General features: G+C 72.0%; 19 protein-coding genes. 5 read left to right on the top strand and 14 right to left on the bottom strand.

Annotated elements, in window-relative coordinates:
- Entirely contained in the window at positions 1-1,059 is a 1,059-nt protein-coding gene (locus G9272_RS37290) for a 2,3-butanediol dehydrogenase (protein WP_171400627.1), read from the bottom strand.
- A gap of 40 nt (positions 1,060-1,099) precedes the next feature.
- A complete protein-coding gene (locus tag G9272_RS37285) occupies positions 1,100-1,915 on the bottom strand; it encodes an enoyl-CoA hydratase/isomerase family protein (protein WP_171400626.1) in 816 nt (271 codons plus the stop codon).
- Positions 1,916-2,057: 142 nt separating this feature from the next.
- On the opposite strand from G9272_RS37285, the gene G9272_RS37280 reads away from it, so the two are divergent.
- Both G9272_RS37280 and G9272_RS37275 read left to right on the top strand, forming a co-directional pair.
- On the top strand, positions 2,058-3,590 hold the full coding sequence (locus G9272_RS37280; protein ID WP_171400625.1) for an acyl-CoA synthetase: 1,533 nt from the start codon (positions 2,058-2,060) through the stop codon (positions 3,588-3,590).
- Positions 3,591-3,593: 3 nt separating this feature from the next.
- The gene (locus G9272_RS37275; protein ID WP_171400624.1) at positions 3,594-4,364 is read left to right on the top strand and encodes an SDR family NAD(P)-dependent oxidoreductase; all 771 of its coding nucleotides are present in this window, start codon (positions 3,594-3,596) and stop codon (positions 4,362-4,364) included.
- Between the two features lie 75 nt (positions 4,365-4,439).
- Here the strand turns inward: G9272_RS37275 and G9272_RS37270 are convergent, their stop codons facing one another.
- The 4 genes from G9272_RS37270 to G9272_RS37255 form a co-directional block, all read right to left on the bottom strand.
- Positions 4,440-5,198, bottom strand: a complete 759-nt coding sequence (locus G9272_RS37270) for an IclR family transcriptional regulator (RefSeq protein ID WP_171400623.1) — start codon at positions 5,196-5,198, stop codon at positions 4,440-4,442.
- Positions 5,199-5,453: 255 nt separating this feature from the next.
- Complete coding sequence (gene dmpG / locus G9272_RS37265) at positions 5,454-6,467, bottom strand: 4-hydroxy-2-oxovalerate aldolase (RefSeq protein WP_171400622.1); 1,014 nt, start codon at positions 6,465-6,467, stop codon at positions 5,454-5,456.
- Positions 6,464-7,435 carry an acetaldehyde dehydrogenase (acetylating) gene (locus G9272_RS37260; RefSeq protein WP_171400621.1) on the bottom strand — a complete coding sequence of 324 codons (972 nt, stop codon included), beginning with the start codon at positions 7,433-7,435 and terminating at the stop codon, positions 6,464-6,466. The genes dmpG and G9272_RS37260 overlap by 4 nt, the downstream gene beginning before the upstream one ends.
- On the bottom strand, positions 7,432-8,316 hold the full coding sequence (locus G9272_RS37255; protein ID WP_171400620.1) for a 2-keto-4-pentenoate hydratase: 885 nt from the start codon (positions 8,314-8,316) through the stop codon (positions 7,432-7,434). Before G9272_RS37255 ends, G9272_RS37260 begins: the two co-directional genes overlap by 4 nt.
- 258 nt (positions 8,317-8,574) lie before the next feature.
- On the opposite strand from G9272_RS37255, the gene G9272_RS37250 reads away from it, so the two are divergent.
- Complete coding sequence (locus tag G9272_RS37250) at positions 8,575-10,173, top strand: FAD-binding protein (RefSeq protein ID WP_171400619.1); 1,599 nt, start codon at positions 8,575-8,577, stop codon at positions 10,171-10,173.
- 52 nt (positions 10,174-10,225) lie between these two features.
- On the opposite strand, the gene G9272_RS37245 is transcribed toward G9272_RS37250, so the two are convergent.
- A complete protein-coding gene (locus G9272_RS37245; RefSeq protein WP_171400618.1) occupies positions 10,226-10,807 on the bottom strand; it encodes a TetR/AcrR family transcriptional regulator in 582 nt (193 codons plus the stop codon).
- An 8-nt stretch (positions 10,808-10,815) separates the two neighbouring features.
- Positions 10,816-11,676 carry an alpha/beta fold hydrolase gene (locus G9272_RS37240; protein ID WP_171400617.1) on the bottom strand — a complete coding sequence of 287 codons (861 nt, stop codon included), beginning with the start codon at positions 11,674-11,676 and terminating at the stop codon, positions 10,816-10,818.
- Between the two features lie 163 nt (positions 11,677-11,839).
- Here G9272_RS37240 and G9272_RS37235 point away from each other — a divergent pair, with 163 nt between their 5' ends.
- Positions 11,840-12,712: a VOC family protein gene (locus G9272_RS37235; protein WP_171400616.1), complete on the top strand. Its 873-nt coding sequence runs from the start codon at positions 11,840-11,842 to the stop codon at positions 12,710-12,712.
- Between the two features lie 55 nt (positions 12,713-12,767).
- On the opposite strand, the gene G9272_RS37230 is transcribed toward G9272_RS37235, so the two are convergent.
- Genes G9272_RS37230 through G9272_RS37215 form a run of 4 tightly spaced genes read right to left on the bottom strand, consistent with a single transcriptional unit; the run spans position 12,768 to position 15,155 of the window.
- A complete protein-coding gene (locus G9272_RS37230; RefSeq protein ID WP_171400615.1) occupies positions 12,768-12,956 on the bottom strand; it encodes a ferredoxin in 189 nt (62 codons plus the stop codon).
- 15 nt (positions 12,957-12,971) lie between these two features.
- Positions 12,972-13,784 carry a mycofactocin-coupled SDR family oxidoreductase gene (locus G9272_RS37225; RefSeq protein WP_171400614.1) on the bottom strand — a complete coding sequence of 271 codons (813 nt, stop codon included), beginning with the start codon at positions 13,782-13,784 and terminating at the stop codon, positions 12,972-12,974.
- Between the two features lie 7 nt (positions 13,785-13,791).
- The gene (locus tag G9272_RS37220; RefSeq protein WP_171400613.1) at positions 13,792-14,013 is read right to left on the bottom strand and encodes a hypothetical protein; all 222 of its coding nucleotides are present in this window, start codon (positions 14,011-14,013) and stop codon (positions 13,792-13,794) included.
- Entirely contained in the window at positions 14,010-15,155 is a 1,146-nt protein-coding gene (locus G9272_RS37215; protein WP_171400612.1) for an amidohydrolase family protein, read from the bottom strand. Before G9272_RS37215 ends, G9272_RS37220 begins: the two co-directional genes overlap by 4 nt.
- Positions 15,156-15,332: 177 nt before the next feature.
- Between G9272_RS37215 and G9272_RS37210 the strand changes: the two genes are divergently transcribed.
- A complete protein-coding gene (locus G9272_RS37210) occupies positions 15,333-16,196 on the top strand; it encodes a mycofactocin-coupled SDR family oxidoreductase (RefSeq protein ID WP_171400611.1) in 864 nt (287 codons plus the stop codon).
- Between the two features lie 7 nt (positions 16,197-16,203).
- Here G9272_RS37210 and G9272_RS37205 read toward each other — a convergent pair whose 3' ends face one another.
- Both G9272_RS37205 and G9272_RS37200 read right to left on the bottom strand, forming a co-directional pair.
- Positions 16,204-17,187: an NADPH:quinone oxidoreductase family protein gene (locus G9272_RS37205; protein WP_171400610.1), complete on the bottom strand. Its 984-nt coding sequence runs from the start codon at positions 17,185-17,187 to the stop codon at positions 16,204-16,206.
- Positions 17,184-18,353 carry an acyl-CoA dehydrogenase family protein gene (locus G9272_RS37200; RefSeq protein WP_171400609.1) on the bottom strand — a complete coding sequence of 390 codons (1,170 nt, stop codon included), beginning with the start codon at positions 18,351-18,353 and terminating at the stop codon, positions 17,184-17,186. The genes G9272_RS37205 and G9272_RS37200 overlap by 4 nt, the downstream gene beginning before the upstream one ends.
- Between the last annotated feature and the right edge of the window lie 13 nt (positions 18,354-18,366).

The following is an 18,366-nucleotide window of genomic DNA, read 5'->3' as shown; positions in this document are numbered from 1 at the left end:
TCACAGTCCCTTCGGGGTCAGCAGAACCTTGAGGTGGCGGGCCCGGTCGGCGGCCAGGTCCGCGAAGACCCCGGCTCCTTCCGAGAGCGGGAAACGTCCGGTGATCAGGGCGGACGCGTCCAGGCGTCCGGTGCTCATCAGGTCGATCACCCGGGGGATGTCGAAGTTGTAGCCGAGCGTGCCGGCCACCGAACGCTCGTAGAAGACGAGTTGGCCCATGTCGAACTCGACGCTGCCGTGGCCGACGCCGGCGAGCACGACCCGGCCGCCGCGCCGGACGGTGGTGACGGCCTGCCCCGCGAGCGCGGGGACGCCGGTCGCGTCGATGACGACGTCCGGGCCGATCCGGCCGGTCCTCAGGAACACCTCGCGGCGTACGTCGGTGGCGCGCGGGTCGAACGCCTCGGTGACGCCGAGGCCGAGGAGCGACTCGCGGCGCGCGGCGAGGGGTTCGCTCACATAGAGTCCGGCCGCGCCGGCGATGCGGGCGGCCAGGACGACCGCGACACCGATCGGGCCGCCGCCGACGACCAGGACGTTGTCGCCCGGTTGGACGCCGGCCCGGGTGACGGCGTGCAGACCGACCGCGAGGGGTTCGGCGGCGGCCGCCATCTCGTCGCTCACGTTGTCGGGGAGCCGGGTGAGCCCCGCGATCGGCACGGTGACGCGGTCGGCGAAGGCACCGGGCGAGGCCAGGCCCACCGAGCCGCTGCGGGGACAGATGTGGTACTCGCCGCGCGCGCACCAGAAGCAGACACCGCACCGCCACACGGGGTCGGCGGCGACCCGGTCGCCGACCGCGACGCCGGGCACGTCCGCGCCCAACGCCACCACGGTGCCGCTCAGTTCGTGTCCGAGGGCGAGGGGCGGACTGGCTCCGGTCAGCGGGTGCGGACCGGAGCGGATCATGTGCGGCCCCTCGAGGAACTCGTGCAGGTCGGTGCCGCACACCCCGCACCAGGCGACCTCGACCACGGCCTCGTGCGGCCCCGGCTCGGGCGGGTCGGGTACCTCCTCCAGCCGCAGGTCGCGCGCGCCGTGCCAGCGCAGTGCCTTCATCGTCTCCACCCCTTTCGTGTCGTACGGTCCCGTCGCGCGGTCAGCTGTCGTCCGCGGGGCCCTCGAAGCGCGCCTTGCCGGGGCCGTGTTCGAGGAACGACCGGATCCCGGTGGCGGCGTCGGCGGTGCCGAAGACCCCTGTGAACAGGGACCGTTCGAGCGCGAGCCCGGCGGACAGGCCGGAGTCGGCGCCGTGGTCCACGGCCTCCTTGATCGCCTCCAGGGCGGCGGCGGGCCCCTCGGCGAGCCGCCGGGCGTAGCGCAGAGCCGTGTCGTGCACCTCGCCCGTGGGCACGACCTCGTCCACCAGCCCGAGCCGCAGCGCCTCGTCGGCGCCCACCCGGCGGCCGGTCATCAGCAGGTTCTTGGCCCGCGACGGTCCGATCAGCCGGGTCAGCCGCTGGGTGCCGCCCGAGCCCGGCATGATCCCCAGCTGCACCTCGGGCTGGCCGAGGACCGCGTCGTCGGCCGCCACCCGGTAGTCGGCGGCGAGGGCCAGTTCGAGGCCGCCGCCGAGCGCGTACCCGGTGATCGCGGCGACGACCGGCACCGGCAGCCGGGCGACCTCGTCGAAGGTCCGTTGCAACGCCCGGTTCCAGCCCCGCACTTCCTCGGCGCCCATGGTGGCCAGGGCCCCGACGTCCGCCCCGGCGGCGAACAGCCGCTCACCTCCGTACAGCACCACGGCCCGCACCGCACGGCTGTCGGCCAGCTCGCGCACCCGCGCGGCCAGCTCGCTGCGCTGGGCGGTGTCGAAGGCGTTCATCGGCGGGTGGTCGAGCCGGACCGTGACGACGGGTCCGTCGGGGTCGAGGCGGATACGTGGCACGGGGCCTCCTCCGTGGGGAAGCGACATCACGCCCGCCTGGATGGTTGTCGACCGGTGCGCTCCGTCGTAAAGTGCGGCAAGAGTTTTATAGACCAAGAGGTACACTAAATCTTGGGAGCGGGCAACCGACCGGTCGGGACAATCCCGGCCGCCGAGCCGGAGAGTCGCCGTGCACAATTTCTCGAGCATCCTCGATCACCATCTGGCCCAGCGGCCCGACGCCGTGGCCGTGACGCAGGAGGACCGCCGCCTGACGGTGCGCACCCTCCATGAACGGGTCAACCGGCTGTCCGCCGGTCTGACGGAACTGGGCGTCGGGCGCGGCGACGTCGTGGGCCTGCTGCTCTACAACAGGCCGGAGTTCCTGGAGCTGGTGTACGCCGTCAATCGCGTCGGGGCCGTCTTCCTGCCGCTGAACTACCGGTTGTCCGAGGACGAATGGGCGTACATCCTCGACCACTCCCGGGCGAAGGCGGTCGTCACCGAGCCGGAGTTCCTGCGGGCCGCGGACCGCATCGCCGAACGGCTGACCGGCCTGGAGCGACGGATCCTGGTGGACGGCGAGGCGCCCTCGGACCGGTGGACCGGTTACGAGGCGCTGCTGGAGAGGCACCGGGGCGCGCGGGTGGAGCCGGTGGACGTCGAGCCGGACGACCTCCAGCGTCTGATGTACACCTCCGGCACCACCTCGCGGCCCAAGGGCGTGCGGATCACGTATGGGAACCTGCACGCCAAGAACGTGGCGCAGATCGTGCAGTTCGGCCTGACCGCCGCGGACACCACGCTGGTGGCGGGCCCGCTGTACCACGTCGGCGGCCTCGACATGCCCGCCCTCCCGGTGCTGTACGCGGGCGGCGGCGTGGTCCTCCAGCGCAAGTTCGACGCCGCGGGCGTCCTGCGGGCCATCCAGGAACACCGGGTCACCAACGCCTGGCTGGCGCCGGTCATGGTCAACGCGGTCCTGGAGGTCCCGGACCGGGAGTCGTACGACACCACCTCGATGCGCTTCATCGTGGGCGGCGGCGAGAAGACCCCGGAGCCGGTCCTGCGGCGGATCACGAACGCCTTCCCCAACGCCTGGTTCGCCGACGCCTACGGACTGACCGAGACGGTCTCCGGCGACACCTTCCTCGACCGGGAGCACGCGCTGTCCAAGCTGGGCTCGGTCGGCCGGCCCGTGCCGCACACCCGGGTCAGGATCGTCGACGACACGGACCAGGAGGTCCCGGCCGGCGAACTGGGCGAGATCACACTGCGCGGTCCGAAGGTCTTCGCGGGCTACTGGCGCGACGAGAAGGCCACCGCCGCGGCGCTCAGGGACGGCTGGTTCCACACCGGGGACATCGGGCACGTCGACGAGGACGGCTTCCTCTTCATCGACGACCGCAAGAAGGACATGATCGTCTCCGGCGGGGAGAACATCGCCACACCCGAGGTCGAACGGGTCCTCTACGAGCACCCGGCCGTGCTGGAGGCCGCCGTGGTCGGCCTGACCCACCCCCGCTGGGGCGAGGTCCCCCGGGCCTTCGTGGTGTTCCGGCCCGGGGCGAGCGCCGGAGCGGACGAGCTGCGGGAGTTCTGCCGGGAGCGCCTGGCCAAGTTCAAGGTGCCGGCCCGATTCGACCTCGTCGGCGAACTGCCCCGCACCCCTTCCGGCAAGGTTCTCAAGCGGACCCTGCGCGACATCCCCGTGGAGGGCTGAACGATGGCCGACGTCAACACCGATCTGCGCCTCGACGGCAGGACCGCCTGGGTGACCGGCGCGGGCAAGGGACTCGGCCGGGCGATCGCCATCGCCCTGTCCCAGGCCGGGGCCGACGTGGCGGTGACCGCGCGCACGGTCGCCGACCTGGAGAGCCTGGAGGCCGAACTCGCCGGGCACGGCGGCAAGGTGCTGGTGCTGCCCGGCTCCGTCGCCGACCCGGACGCGGTCCGCACGGCGGTCGGGCGGATCACCGGAGCGACCGGGCGGCTGGACGCCCTCGTCAACTGCGCGGGTATCAGCCCGCACTTCACCCGCAGCGAGTTCGTCACCGACGAGGACTGGCGGCGGGTGCTCGACATCAACCTCCAGGGCACCTTCACCTGTTGCCGCGAGGCCGGCAAGGTCATGCTGGAGCAGGGCTCCGGTTCGATCGTCAACGTGACGTCGGTGCACGCGAGCACGGGCTTCGAGCGGATCGCCGCGTACGCCGCGAGCAAGGGCGGAGTCGAGGCCCTCACCAGGGCGCTCGCCGTCGAGTGGGCGGACCGCGGAGTGCGCGTCAACGCCCTCGCGCCCGGCTACTTCCGTACGGACCTCAGCTCGGGCCTGCTGGACAGCCGCTGGGGCGAGCGGATCGTACGGGGCACTCCGCTCGGCCGGGTGGGCGAGGCCGGGGAACTGGGCGGCGCGGCGGTGTTCCTCGCCTCGGACGCCTCCCGCTTCGTCACGGGTACGACCGTCACGGTGGACGGCGGCTGGACGGCGTGGTGACCGCCGTGCGGGCGGCCGGCTGACGCGGCCGGGACCGAGGAGAGCCGCCCCGGGCCTCGCCGGGGCGGCCGCGTGCTATCCGAGGACGTCCGACACGTCCCGGCGGTACGACTCCGGCAGGCCGAAGAGTTCCTCGGAGACGGCCCGCACCGCGCCGACCACCAGCGGGGCGACGAGCTCCAGCGACGAGCGGCCGTCGCCGACCACCGATATCGCCCCGACCGGTCCGGCCGGACCGCGCAGCGCGAGGCCGACACAGCCGAGCTCCGGGAAACACTCTCCCCGGTCGATCGCCAGTCCGCCCCGCCGGCGCACCAGGCCCAGCTCGCGGTGGAGTTGGCCGAGATGACCGATGCTGTGCTGGGTACGGCGCTCGATCAGCTGCGCGTACCGCGTGTCGATCTCCTCCGGGCTCAGCCAGGCGAGCATGGCCTTGCCGAGCCCGGTGCAGTGGGCGATCGCGCGGCCACCCACCTTGGACGGAATGTCCACCGCGGCCCGGCCCCCCACCTTGTCCAGGTAGTAGATCTCCGGTCCGTCGAGCACCGCGAGATGGACGACCATCCTGGTCCGCACGGCCAGGTCCAGAAGATGGGGTGCGGCGGCGGCGCGCAGTGCGCTGTGCCCGATCTCCCGGCCGCCGAGGCCCAGCGCACGGCTGCCCAGCGTGTATCCGGCCACCGTGTGGCGCAGCCAGTCCAGCCGGACCAGCTGGTCGAGTATCCGATGCGTGGTCGAGCGGGGCAGATGGGTCCTGCGGGAGACCGATTCGAGCGTCAGATGGGTCTGCGGACGATCGAACAGGTCCATGATCAGCGTCACGCGCTCCATCATCGACGGAGGCGACGCGGGCCCGTCGACCTCGGAGGATCGCGAGCTCAGGCGAAGGGCAGACGTCATCGTCGGTGCCTCTCTGATCAAACTGAAATCAATTCTAGTTCGGCGCCGGCGTCAAGGTATCAATGCCCCGGGTCACAGAGAAAGAGTCGTGCACCGATTTATTGGGACGATCGGTCCATTCATCTGTGGACGCAAAAACGTACCGCTCCCCGGGAGATCCATTCCGGGGAGCGGTACGTCCTGCCGACGTCAGCCGTGGGTGAGGTCGAGGGCGATGTCCACGATCATGTCCTCCTGCCCGCCGACGAGACCGCGCCTGCCGACCTCCGCCAGGATGGTGCGGGCGTCGAGGCCGTACTGCCGCGCCGCGGCCTCGGCGTGGCGCAGGAAGCTGGAGTAGGCACCGGCATAGCCCAGCGTGAGGGTCTCCCGGTCGACGCGCACCGGCCTGTCCTGGAGCGGACGGACCAGGTCCTCGGCGGCGTCCTGGAGGGCGTACAGGTCGCAGTCGTGCTTCCAGCCGTAGAGGTTCGCGACGGCGACGAACGGCTCGATAGGGCAGTTCCCGGCGCCCGCGCCCTGGCCCGCGAGCGAGGCGTCGACCCGGGTCACCCCCTCCTCCACCGCCACCACGGAGTTCGCCACCGACAGGGAGAGGTTCTCGTGCGCGTGGATACCGATCTGGGTGTCCGGATCGAGCACGTCCCGGTAGGCGCGGATGCGGTCGCGCACCCCGTCCATGGTCAGCCGGCCGCCGGAGTCGGTGACGTACACGCAGTGCGCGCCGTAGGACTCCATCAGCCGGGCCTGCCCCGCGAGGGTCTCCGGGGACGTCATGTGGCTCATCATCAGGAAGCCCGAGACGTCCATGCCGAGTTCCCGTGCGGTGCCGATGTGCTGGGCCGCCACGTCCGCCTCCGTGCAGTGGGTGGCGATGCGCACCGAGCGGACCCCGAGGGCGTAGGCCCGCTTCAGTTCGGCGACGGTGCCGATGCCGGGCAGGAGCAGGGAGGTGAGGACCGCGCGGTCGATGGCGTCCGCGGCCGCCTCGATCCACTCCCAGTCGGTGTTGCTGCCCGGCCCGTAGTTGAGGCTGCCGCCGGCCAGTCCGTCGCCGTGGGCGACCTCGATCGCGTCCACCCCCGCCCGGTCGAGGGCGGCGGAGATCCGGGAGACGAACTCGGGCGTGATCCTGTGCCGGATGGCGTGCATCCCGTCCCGGAGGGTGACGTCCTGCACGTAGAGCCTGCGGGTGGGGGTCACTCGGTCACCTCGGTGGTCGGTCGCCGGGCGATGCGCTCGGCGACGCGCAGAGCGGCCGAGGTCATGATGTCGAGGTTGCCCGCGTAGCCGGGCAGGTAGTGGGCGGCACCCTCCACCTCGAGGAACACGGAGACCTTCGTGGTCGCCGCGGAGCGGTCGCCGTCGGGCAGCAGGGTGTGCACCGGGTCGCCGGCGGGCACCGGCGTGAACTGGACCTGCTGCTTGAGCCGGTAGCCCGGCACATATGCGGCGACCTCGGCCACCATCTCCTCGACGGAGGTCCGGATCGCGTCGTGGTCCGCCTCGCCGATCAGGCAGTACACCGTGTCCCGCATGATCAGCGGCGGTTCCGCCGGGTTCAGGACGATGATCGCCTTGCCCCGGCGGGCACCGCCCACCTGCTCGATGGCGCCGGCCGTGGTCGCGGTGAACTCGTCGATGTTGGCCCGGGTGCCGGGCCCGGCCGACCTGGAGGCGATCGAGGCGACGATCTCGGCGTAGGGCACCGGTGTGACCCGGCTGACCGCGTGCACGATCGGGATGGTCGCCTGGCCGCCGCAGGTGACCATGTTGACGTTGTCGACGGCGATGCCGGATCTCGCGGCGCTCTCCAGGTGTTCGTCGAGGTTCACCGGGGGCACCACGAAGGGACCGATCGCGGCGGGGGTGAGGTCGACGAGCCGCTTGCCGTACGGGGCGAGCTTCCCGGCGTTCTCGACATGGGCCTTCGCCGACGTGGCGTCGAAGACGATCTCGATGTCCTCGAAGCCGTCCATGCGGATCAGGCCGTCCACGCCCTCGTGCGTGACGGGGACCTTCAGCCGCGCGGCGCGCGCCAGGCCGTCCGAGTCCGGGTCGATGCCGACCATCGCGGCCATCTCCAGGGTGTCGGACAGGCGCAGCACCTTGATCATCAGGTCGGTGCCGATGTTGCCGGAACCGACAACGGCCACCTTGGTCTTGGTCATCCGTGTTCCTCGAGTTCCTCGGGGGCCTGGGGTGCCTGGGGTGCCTGGGGTGCCTCGGGATCCTCCGACGCGAAGGTCGCCGTCACCGAGCCCAGGCCCGACAGCTCGGCCCGTACGGTGACGCCGGGCGGGGTGGGGACGAGCGGACCCAGGGCGCCCGAGAGCACGACCTGTCCGGCGCGCAGCGGATCGCCGAACTCCCGGGCCGTGCGCGCCAGCCACAGCAGCGCGGCGAGGGGATCGCCCAGGCAGGCCGCGCCGTCGCCCTCGGAGGCGAGCTCGCCGTCGGCGTACAGCCGCATGGTCACGTCCCGGGGGGTGAACTCCCCGGGAGCGACCCGCTGCCGGCCGAGCACGAAGAGGCCGCTGGACGCGTTGTCGGCGATCGTGTCGGTGATCGCGATGTCCCAGTCGGCCACCCGGCTGTCCACGATCTCCAGCGCGGCCACGGCGTGTCCGACCGCCGACCGGACCCGCTCGACATCGAGGTCGTCGTCGTCCAGGTCGGCGGCGAGCACGAACGCGATCTCCGCCTCGACCCGGGGCTGGAGCAGGCGGTGGCCGGGGACGGCCGGCAGGGCGGAGACGTCCATGTCGTCCAGGAGGACGCCGAAGTCGGGCCGGTCGACCCCTACTTGGCGCTGCACCGACGCGGACGTCAGCCCGATCTTGCGGCCGACGACCCGTGCCCCGGCGGCGATCCGGCCGCCGACGACGCGTCGCTGGACGGCGTATGCGAGGCCGATGTCGGTCGCGCCGAGCAGCTCCCGCACCGGCGCACAGGGCCGGCGGTCATGGGCTGCGCGGGTGAGTCGTGCGGCCGCCTCGGCCACCGCGGTCTCACGGTGCGCGACGGCCGTCGGTTCCCGGACGTCTGTCATTGCCCTCCTCAAGTCGTGCCGGCCTCCAGCCTGGGCCGCCGCGCCGGACGCAGGCCCGGGGCGTTCCGCTCACCGGGACTCGCGGACCGGGCACCGGGCGGGTCTCGGTCAGCGAGATGCCGCGACGGCGGGCCCACGCCGCCTCGTTACCTTCGCCGTGGCCACCCGGGAGTGCGCCCTGTCCCGGCCCCGTGAACCGCGGCACGCGCCGGGACCCCGCCCCCCACCAAGAACGTCGGCACTCATGAGGAGGTTCGGATGAGCATCAACGAGGATGCCTACGACGTGATCGTCGTGGGGTCGGGCGGAGGTCTGGTCGGGGCGTACGTGGCGGCGTCGCGCGGCCTGCGCACGCTCGTCGTCGAGAAGACCGACCGGGTCGGCGGCACCGTGGCGTACTCCGGCGCGGGTCTGTGGTTCCCGGGGTCCGCCCCGCTGAGCCGGGCCGGGCTGGGGGACGACGTCGAGGAGGCACGGGCGTATCTGCGCAGTGTCGTCGACGACCCGGCCCGGGAGCCGCTCCAGGACGCGTATCTGACGGCCGGGGTCCGGCTGATCGACGAGCTCGAGCAGAACCCCTGGTTCCGGTCCTTCGTCCACGGGCCGGTGCCGGACTACTACGCGGCGAGCCCGGGGGCGTCGCCCACGGGGCACACCGTGTTCCCGCCGCCGCTCGAGGTCACCGAGCTCGGCGAGCGCAGGGCGCTGGTCCGCGACTGTCTTCCCACCGAGCGGTTCGGCTTCGACGAGGGCCCGGTCCTGGTCGGCGGCCGGGCGCTGGTCGGCCGGGCGCTGTCGGCGTTCCTGGAGACCGGCAACGGCGAACTGCGGCTGAACACGGCGCTGGAGAGCCTGGTCGTCGAGGACGGCAGGGTCACCGGTGTGGAGGTCGTCAGCGACGGTGAGCGGGTCCGGATCCGGGCCGGGCGGGGCGTGCTGCTCGCGGCCGGCGGCTTCGAGCGCGACCGTGAGCTCCGCGAGAAGCATCAGTCCCCGCTCACCGGGGAGTGGTCCGAGGGCGCCCCGGCCAACACCGGTGACGCCCTGCGGGCGGGCGTCGCGGTGGGTGCGGACACCGACCTGCTGGACGAGGCCTGGTTGGTGCCGGGGCTCGTTCAGCCGGACGGTCTGCCGTTCTTCCACACGGGCACCCGGGGCGGGATCTGGGTCAACGGCGCGGGCGAGCGCTTCGTCAACGAGACCCGGCCGTACGACCAGGCCGGGCACGAGATCGTCCGGCTGCACGCCACCACCGGCGTGCGTCACATCCCGGCCCACTGGGTGTTCGACCAGCGGCAGCTGGACCGGGACGGCATCGGCTTCCCGCCTGTCACCCCGGGGCCCGAACAGTGGCTGGCCTCGGGGGCGTTGAAGAAGGCCGACACCCTGGAGGAGCTGGCGCGTCTGATCGACGTCCCGTTCGAGGGGCTGAAGCAGACGGTCGAGGAGTTCAACGGGTACGCGCGGACCGGTGTCGACGAGAGGTTCCGGCGCGGTGAGACGCCGTGGGACCGGATGTTCCACCACATCGTCCCCTTCCCGGCCGACCCCCGGCAGCACTTCCCCGCGAAGCCCTCGCCGGAGTGGCCGAACCCGCTGCTCCTGCCCATCGACGCACCGCCGTTCTACGCGGCGACCATCGTGCCGTCCGACATCGGCACGAAGGGCGGGCTGAGGATCGACACCCACGCGCGGGTGCTGCGGCCCGACGGCCGGCCGATCGACGGCCTGTACGCGACCGGGAACACCGCGGCCGCGATGTCGGGGCGGGTGTACCCGGGTGCGGGCACTCCGATCGGTTCCAGCCTCGCGTTCGGATACCTCGCGGTACTGGACATGGCCGGGGCGACGGACTGACATGACGCGGGTGCCCGGGACACGGCGGGTGTCCCGGGCACCGTGCTGTGCGCTACACGGCCGCGATCAGCCGGGCGGCCAGTCGCAGGTCCGCTTCCCCCCGCTCGGTGGAGATCTCCTCGGTCAGCATGGCCACGAACAGGCCCCACCAGGTGTAGACGAGCAGGCGCACCCTGCTGCGGGCGTCCGCGCGGTCCTCGATCAGGCGCAGGAGCCGCTGCCCCAGCGCCCTCTCGACGATGTCGATCCGGCTCGGGACCGCGCTCGCGTACTCCGTGAACGACGACAGCGCGACCGCCGAGGCCAGGAGCCGGTTGCCGAGCAGCCTGCCGGTCAGCGCGACGAGGGTCTCCGCGACCTCGGCCACCGGATCGGCGTCCGCCGTGACGGGCGCGCCGCCGTCGCGGCCCCCGAGGAACTGCTCGATGTGCCATTCCAGGACGGCCAGGAACAGAAAGGGTTTGGACGGGAAGTAGCGGTACAGCGTGGCGATCGCGACGCCCGCTTCCCTGGCGACGTCGTGCATCTGCACGTCGACGAGCCCGTCGCGCGCGCCGAGGTCCGAAGCGGCACGCAGGATCCTGACCCGGCGGGCGGCCTGGCGGGCGGAGGTGGGGGCGGCGGGTGACCGCACGGGCGTTCTCAACCGGCCTCCGGGCGGGTCAGGAAGGCCAGTACCGCGCTCTCCCAGGCCGCCTTCTGCTCGATCATCGCCCAGTGCCCGCAGTCCGGCAGCACGTGCAGTTCGGCCCTGGGGATGGTGCGCAGCGGCAGCAGCGCGTTCTCCAGCGGTGTCACCCGGTCGTCCCGGCCCCAGGTCAGCAGGGTGGGCGCGGTGACCTTGTGGAGTGCGGCCCAGATGGGCTGGTCCGACTGGGCCTGGGCGGCCAGGACGGCGGCCATCGCCTGCCTGCCGTAGATCCGGCGGGACGCCTCCAGGGTCGCCGGTTCGGTGGCGCTCGCCCACCGTTCCTCGATCAGCTCCTCGGTGAGCAGGGCCGGGTCGTGGACCATGGCCCGCAGCCACTGGACGAGGTTGTCCCGGGTGGGGTTCTCGGCGAACTCCACCAGCAGGTTGAGCCCTTCGCTGGGCGCCGGCGACAGGATGTTGCGGCCCACCCCGCCGATGGTGACGATCCTGCGGAACAGGTCCTTGTGGGCGACCGCGAGCCCCACGGCGACGAAGCCGCCCATGGAGTTCCCGATGACGTCGACGCGGTCGAGACCGAGGCCGTCGAGGAAGCGCAGGACGGCCTTGGGGCCGGCCGCCATCGGGTTCTCGGTGGTCGGGTCGCTCACCCCGAAGCCCGGGAACTCCAGCGCGAGGCAGCGGAAGTGGCGGGCGAGCACGGGCAGGTTGGCCCGGTAGTTGCGCCAGCCGGTGACGCCCGGCCCCGACCCGTGCAGCAGAAGCAGCGGCGGTCCGTCGCCCGCCTCGTGATAGCGCAGGGTGCCGTCGTCGGTGTGCAGTTCGCGCAGGGTGTCCTCGTGGCTGAGTGTCATGGCGGTCACCGTCGCACCCGGGGGAAGCCGAACGCCGTGCGTCTCCCGATCAGTGGGACGCTCCCGGCCACGGGCGTCCCGGGCTGTCTAGCGTCGCGGACATACCGATACCGGGAGCCCGACGGGCCACCCCGGACCTGACCAAATGTGAGGGGAGGGCCTGATGGGTGTTCGCTCACTCGGGTACCTGCGTCTGGAGTCCGACGACCTCGGCAAGTGGAAGGCCTTCGGGGCCGACTTCCTCGGCCTGATGCCCGTCGAGGGCGGCGACGCCGAGTCGCTGTCCTTCAGGATGGACGACCACCCGGCCCGGATCGTGGTCTCCGCGGGGGCCCGGAGCGCGATGACGGCGCTGGGCTTCGAGGTCCTCGACGAGCGGGAGCTGGCGCGGCTGGCCGCGGACGTCGAGAAGGCGGGGATCAAGGTGACGGCCGGCACCGAGGCCGAGGCGGCGGAGCGCAGGGTCACCGGCTTCGTCAGGTTCGACGACCCGGGCGGCAACCCGGTCGAGCTGTACTACGGCACGGTCCTCGACCATGTGCCCGTGCACACCCCGCTGGTCTCGAAGTTCGTCACCGGCGACATGGGCTTCGGGCACGCGATCGTCTCCGCCGAGGACGCCCGGACCACGTTCGAGTTCTATGTCGGTGTCCTCGGCTTCGTCGAGCGGAACACGATGCGCTCACCGGCCGGCACCACGTGGTTCATGGGCTGCAACGCCCGCCACCACACGCTCGGTGTCACGCCGATGCCGGGTCCCGGGCGGCTGCTGCACTTCATGGTGGAGGGCGCGACCCTGGACGACGTCGGGCGCGCCCTCGACCGGGCCGCCGAGTACGAGGTGCCGATGATGCACTCGCTGGGCAAGCACACCAACGACCACATGGTGTCGTTCTACGTGTGGTCGCCGGAGAACTACGCCGTCGAGTTCGGCTGGAACGGCCTGAAGGTGCCGGAGCCCGTCCCCGTGTACGAGATCACGGACGGCGCGTTCTGGGGCCATCGCTTCACCCCGCCGCCGCAGCCGGCCGGCTGAGCGGGCGGACACGGCTGAGCCCCACGGCCCGTCACGGCCGTGGGGCTCTGTCGTGTCACTCGACGGTGATCGCCCGTTCCGGGCAGGCCGACTCCCCGTCCCGGGCGGCCTGGAGGAGGTCGTCGGGCACCTCCGCGTCGAGGGGCAGCGCGTAGCCGTCGTCGTCCAGGCGGAACAGTCCGGGTGCCGCCGCCCAGCAGCGGGCGTGCCCGGAGCACGACGACGTGTCGACGGTGATCTTCATGCAACCCACCCCGTTCTACGGCTTGTTGGTCGACCCCGCGTCGACGGTGAACTGGAGGCCCGTGACGTACCGCGCCTCGTCGGAGGCGAGGAACAGAACGGCGTTGGACACGTCCCGCGGCTCCACGTACGGGGCGAGGGGGTTCATCGCCGCGAGGGCGAACAGCGGTTCGCGCGCGGCGAGTTCCTCCACGGGCACCCCGACGGTGATGCCCGTGTCACTGACGCCGGTGGGGTGGACGGTGTTCACCCGGATGCGATGCGGGGCGAGTTCGTTCGACAGGGCCTTCATCAGGCCGACCACACCGTGCTTGGCGGCCACGTAGTGGGCGTACGGCACATGGCCGCGGATGCCGGCGGCAGAGCTGATCATGACGATCGAGCCGCCCTCCCCCGCCTCGATCATCCAGGGGATCGCGGCCCGCGCCGTGTTCCAGGCGCCCTTGAGGTTGACGTCGACGACGACGTCCCAGACCTCCTCGGACAGCTCCCAGGCGGAGCCCGAACTCATGACACCGGCGTTGGCGACGACCACGTCGAGCCGCCCGAACTCCGCCCTCGCCGCGTCGACGGCCGCCCGCACCTCGGCGATCGAGCGGACGTCGGCCCGCAGCGCGACGCACCGTCGGCCCGTCGCCCTGACCAGCTGCGCCGTCTCCTCCAGCTGGTCCTTCGACGCGAGCCGGTACGGCAGTTCGTCGCTGATGTCGTGGCAGACGTCGGTGACGACGACGTCCGCGCCCTCCTCGGCCAGCCGCACGGCGTGGGAGCGGCCCTGCCCCCGCGCCGCTCCCGTGATGAGTGCGACCTTGCCCTGCACACGCCCCATGGCGGCCTCAGTCCTTCTTCGCGTGGTCGGTCAGGTCATCGGCGGCCGCGCGCAGGGCGCGCAGCCGGGACCGGAGGAGTTCGCGCTCGGCCTCGTCGGACGCACCGAGTCCGGCCAGGCGTACGTCCGTCTCGGCGATCTCCGCCAGGAGCCGGCCGTGCGCCTCCTCGCGGGTGAGCAGGTCCAGGTCGGTCCAGTCGGACCGCTCGGACTCCGGGCGCCGGCTCATGCGGGGAGGTTGTAGAGGCGGCGGGTGTTGAGCTCCACGATCTTGTGCACCTCGTCGTCCGGGACGTCGGCCAGTACCTCCGCCGCGTAGGCGCGGGACTTGGGCCAGTAGGAGTCGGAGTGCGGGTAGTCGCACTCCCAGGTGATCTTGTCGATGCCTACGTGGTGGCGTACCTCGACGCCGAACCGGTCGTCGATGAAACAGCCGTGGAAGTGCTTGTGGAACAGCTCCGAGGGCCGCACGCTCTGGTTGACGTTCTGGTAGAAGCGGTGCCGCTCCCAGGTGCCGTCACTGCGCTCGAGCAGATACGGGATCCAGCCGATGCCGCCCTCGGACAGGCCGATCTTCAGCTTGGGGTGCTTGTGCAGCACCGGGGAGAACAGCAGGTCGGCGGTGGCGAACATGGCGTTGCAGCCGAACAGTGCGATCGTCACGGCGAACGGCGCCTCCTCGGCCGTCCTCGGCGGCTTGCCCGAGGTGCCGAAGTGCAGGCACAGGGGCATGTCGGTCTCCTCGGCCGCCGAGAACATCGGGTCCCAGTGGTCGGTGTGGAAGGAGGGCAGGCCGCGCGGGGCCGGGTTCTCCGGGAAGGAGATCGCCTTCGCCCCCTTGGCCGCTGTCCGGTGGATCTCCGCGACACAGGCCTGCACGTCCCACATCGGCATGATGACCAGGGGGATGAGCCGCCCCGGCGCGGTGGCGCACCACTCGTCGAGGACGAAGTCGTTCCACGCCCGCACACACAGCAGCGCCAGTTCACGGTCCTTGCCGTCCAGGAAGACATGGCCGGAGAACCCCGGGAACGACGGGAAGCACAGGGCGCCCCACACCCCGTCCAGATCCATGTCGCGGATCCTGGCCGCGGGGTCGTAGCAGCCCGGGATCATCTCGTCGTAGCGGGTCGGTTCGAGGCCGAACTCCTCCGGTTTCTTTCCCGCGACGGCGTTCAGGCCGATGTACGGGTGGACCCGGTCCTCGTAGACCCACACCTCGGCGGGCGCCTGGCCCGCTCCCCGGGGCCGCTCCACGATGCGCGGCCCCGCCTCCCGCAGCCGCGCCGGCAGCCGGTCGGACCACAGGTGTGGGGGCTCGATCAGATGGTCGTCGGTCGACAGCAACTTCATCCATGGCCGCAGCGGCATCCTTGTGCTCCCTCGGTCTCGGGGACTCTCTAGCACCGGGCAGATTGTGTGCACTGAAACAGTCCCGCTCAGCGGAAGCAGTCAGCAACAACACATGGAGAGTCGAGATCATCAGGCTCCGCCCCGACCCCCTGTGCCGATATTCAGGCTACTCTTTTTTCGAGGGAAGGAGACCCCATGGGTCGAGTGCAGGACAAGGCCGTGTTCATCACCGGGGCCGCACGCGGCCAGGGCCGGGCCCAGGCGGTCCGGCTCGCCGCGGAGGGAGCCGACATCATCGCCGTGGACCTCTGCGCGGACATCGCCACCAACGGCTATCCGCTGGCCACCGAGGAGGACCTGGAGGAGACGGTGCGGGAGGTCGAGAAGCTCGGCCGGCGCATCGTCGCCCGCAAGGCGGACGTACGTGATCCGGCGGCGCTCAAGGCGGCCGTGGCCGACGGGGTGGCCGAGCTGGGGCGGCTCGACGCCGTGGTCGCCCAGGCCGGGATCTGCCCGCTGGGCCCCGGGCGGACCGCGCAGGCCTTCCTCGACGCCGTCACCGTCGACTTCCACGGGGTGGTGCACGCCGTCGACGCGGCCCTGCCCCATCTTCCGGACGGCGCCTCGATCGTCGCGACCGGGTCGATCGCCGCGCTGATCCCGGCGACCACCGACAACCCGGCCAACGGGCCCGGCGGGCTGGGCTATTCGTTCGCCAAGCGCCAGGTGGCCGCGTTCGTGCACGACCTGGCGACCGTGCTGGCCTCGCGGCGGATCCGGGTCAACGCGCTGCATCCCACGAACGTCAACACCGACATGCTCAACAGCGACCTCATGTACCGGTCGTTCCGGCCCGACCTGGAGAACCCCGGCCGCGAGGACGCACTGCCCTCCTTCCCCGCGACGACCGGGTTCGGCATCCCCTACGTCGAGCCGGAGGACATCGCCGACACCGTGCTCTTCCTGGTCTCCGACGAGTCCCGCTACGTCACCGGGATGCAGCTGCGCGTCGACGCCGGCGGGTACGTCAAGCGGCGTCCCCAACTGCCCACATTCTGACGGAAGTTCAAGCGCTCCCGGTCAGGTCGATGACCACCTTGCCGGTGGTGCGCCGTTCCGCCACGTCGGTCAGGGCGGAGGCCACCTCGGCGAGGGGGTGGACGCGGGAGACGAGCGGGCGCATCCCGTCCCGGACCAGCCGGGCGAGCTCCCGGTCCCCGGCGGCCACCGCGTCCGGGGCGTACCGCCGCAGCATGCGGATCTCGAAACCCCGCACCACCGCGTCCTTGAGCAGCACCAGGTTCAGAGGGATCCGGGGGATCCTTCCGTCGGCGTAGCCCACGGTCACGAACCGGCCGCCCCGCCGCAGCGCGCGCAGGGCGGCCTCGGCGTGGTCGCCGCCCACCGGGTCGACCACGAGGTGGACGCCGTCGCCGCCGGTCAGCTCACGGATCCGCGTCTTCAGGTCCTCCCGGACGTAGTCCACACCGGCCTCGGCCCCGAGCGTGCGGGCGACCGCGAGCCGCTCCCGGCTCGATGCCGCCGCGACGACGCGGATCCCGAGCCGGGTCGCGATGTCGACGGCCGCGGTGCCGACCCCGCCCGCCGCCCCGAGCACCGCCGCCCACTCCCCCGCCGTGCCCCGCCCGACCGTGACCAGGCAGTGGTAGGCGGTCGCGTAGGTCACGTGGAAGGCGGCGGCATGGACCATGTCGAGCCCGTCGGGGACGGGGCGCAGACCCTCGACGGGCACCACGACCTGCTCGGCGAACGCCCCCGTCAGCACCGCTCCGGCCACCGGTGCGCCCACCGGAGGACCGGACACCCCGGGCCCCAGCGCCGCCACGACACCGGCGAACTCGCTGCCCGGCGTGAACGGCGTCGGCGCGGACACCTGGTAGCGGTCGGCCACGAGCAGCACGTCCGGGAAGTTGACGGCGGCGGCGTGCACCCGGACCAGTACCTCGCCCGGGCCGGGTTCCAGGTCGTCCAGCTCCACGACCTCCAGACCGTCCGGGGGCCCGTGGTGCGTACAGCGCGCGGCTCTCATCGTGCCCTCCCGGTGGTCGGTGTCACCGGGTCCCGGGGCAGGCCGAGGACCTGTTCGGCGATGGTGTTGCGCTGGATCTCGGCGGTGCCCGCCCCGATCGTCGAGGCCCGGGTCCGCAGGAAGCCCCACACCCAGCGTCCGCGCTGGACGGCGTGCGGATCGTGGCGGCCGAGGATCCCGTACGGGCCCAGCAACTCCAGGGCGAACTCGTGCAGTTCCTGCTCGAAGGTCACGATGAACAGCCGTGCCGTCGAGGAGGCCGGTCCCGGCTCGCCCTTCGCCATGATGTCGGCGATGGTCCGCATCCCGGTCAGCCGCATGATCGTCACCCGGATCTCGAAGTCCGCGAGCCGGTCGCGCACCAGGGGGTCGGCGGTCGCACCCCGTTCGTGCGCCAGCTCGACCAGTTCGTCGAGCACGCGCCGGTACAGGGCCGCCTGGTTCATCGCTCCGGCCGCGCGCTCATGACCGAGGCTCGTGCGGACCAGCGGCCAGCCGCCGTTCTCGGGGCCGACCCGGTCGGCGACGGGTACGCGTACGTCGTCGAGGAAGATCTCGCAGAAGTGCGCGTCCCCGGTCAGGTCCCGCAGCGGGCGCACTCCCACTCCCGGGGCGTGGGCGTCGATCAGCAGGTAACTGATGCCGTCCTGGCGGGAGTCGGGGGGCCCGGTGCGCACGAGCGTGAAGAGGACGTCGGCGATGTCGGCCGAACTGTTCCACACCTTCTGCCCGTTGACGACGTACTCGTCCCCCTCGCGACGGGCCGTCGTGCGCAGCGCCGACAGGTCCGAGCCCGCCTCGGGCTCGGAGTAGCCCTGCGCCCATACGGAGTCGCCGCGCAGCATGGGGCGCAGGAAGCGTTCCTTCTGCTCGGGTGTGCCGTAGGCGATCAGGGTCGGCGCCGCGATGCCCAGGCCGGTGCCGAGGGGGCCCGGGACCCGGGCTCCGGCGTACTCCTCCTGGTAGATCACCTGACGGGCGAAGTCCAGGTCCATCCCGCCGTACTCGCGCGGCCAGCCCGGGCCCGCGTACCCGGCGTCGAACAGCGTGGCCAGCCAGGCCTTCTGCCAGGCCAGCCGAGCGACGGGGTCCTTCGGGCGCCGGCCGGGGTGGTGGTCGGTCAGGAAGGCGCGCAGACCGGCCCGGAAGTCGTCGGCCGAACTCATCGGAGTCCCCCGC

The organism is Streptomyces asoensis, from assembly GCF_013085465.1.
GTDB lineage: Bacteria > Actinomycetota > Actinomycetes > Streptomycetales > Streptomycetaceae > Streptomyces > Streptomyces cacaoi_A.
The sequence above is the reverse complement of the archived record's forward strand: the minus strand, read 5'-3'. Positions and strand labels throughout refer to the sequence as shown.

Coding starts and splice junctions, on each gene's coding strand:
- G9272_RS37220 (WP_171400613.1), bottom strand. CDS start 14,013: ATGAGCCGGCGCCCGGAGTCCGAGCGGTCCGACTGGACCGACCTGGAC.
- G9272_RS37250 (WP_171400619.1), top strand. CDS start 8,575: ATGAGCATCAACGAGGATGCCTACGACGTGATCGTCGTGGGGTCGGGC.
- G9272_RS37260 (WP_171400621.1), bottom strand. CDS start 7,435: ATGACCAAGACCAAGGTGGCCGTTGTCGGTTCCGGCAACATCGGCACC.
- G9272_RS37230 (WP_171400615.1), bottom strand. CDS start 12,956: ATGAAGATCACCGTCGACACGTCGTCGTGCTCCGGGCACGCCCGCTGC.
- G9272_RS37285 (WP_171400626.1), bottom strand. CDS start 1,915: ATGTCGCTTCCCCACGGAGGAGGCCCCGTGCCACGTATCCGCCTCGAC.
- G9272_RS37225 (WP_171400614.1), bottom strand. CDS start 13,784: ATGGGGCGTGTGCAGGGCAAGGTCGCACTCATCACGGGAGCGGCGCGG.
- G9272_RS37275 (WP_171400624.1), top strand. CDS start 3,594: ATGGCCGACGTCAACACCGATCTGCGCCTCGACGGCAGGACCGCCTGG.
- G9272_RS37270 (WP_171400623.1), bottom strand. CDS start 5,198: ATGATGGAGCGCGTGACGCTGATCATGGACCTGTTCGATCGTCCGCAG.
- G9272_RS37200 (WP_171400609.1), bottom strand. CDS start 18,353: ATGAGTTCGGCCGACGACTTCCGGGCCGGTCTGCGCGCCTTCCTGACC.
- G9272_RS37255 (WP_171400620.1), bottom strand. CDS start 8,316: ATGACAGACGTCCGGGAACCGACGGCCGTCGCGCACCGTGAGACCGCG.
- G9272_RS37215 (WP_171400612.1), bottom strand. CDS start 15,155: ATGCCGCTGCGGCCATGGATGAAGTTGCTGTCGACCGACGACCATCTG.
- G9272_RS37210 (WP_171400611.1), top strand. CDS start 15,333: ATGGGTCGAGTGCAGGACAAGGCCGTGTTCATCACCGGGGCCGCACGC.
- G9272_RS37240 (WP_171400617.1), bottom strand. CDS start 11,676: ATGACACTCAGCCACGAGGACACCCTGCGCGAACTGCACACCGACGAC.
- G9272_RS37235 (WP_171400616.1), top strand. CDS start 11,840: ATGGGTGTTCGCTCACTCGGGTACCTGCGTCTGGAGTCCGACGACCTC.
- G9272_RS37290 (WP_171400627.1), bottom strand. CDS start 1,059: ATGAAGGCACTGCGCTGGCACGGCGCGCGCGACCTGCGGCTGGAGGAG.
- G9272_RS37205 (WP_171400610.1), bottom strand. CDS start 17,187: ATGAGAGCCGCGCGCTGTACGCACCACGGGCCCCCGGACGGTCTGGAG.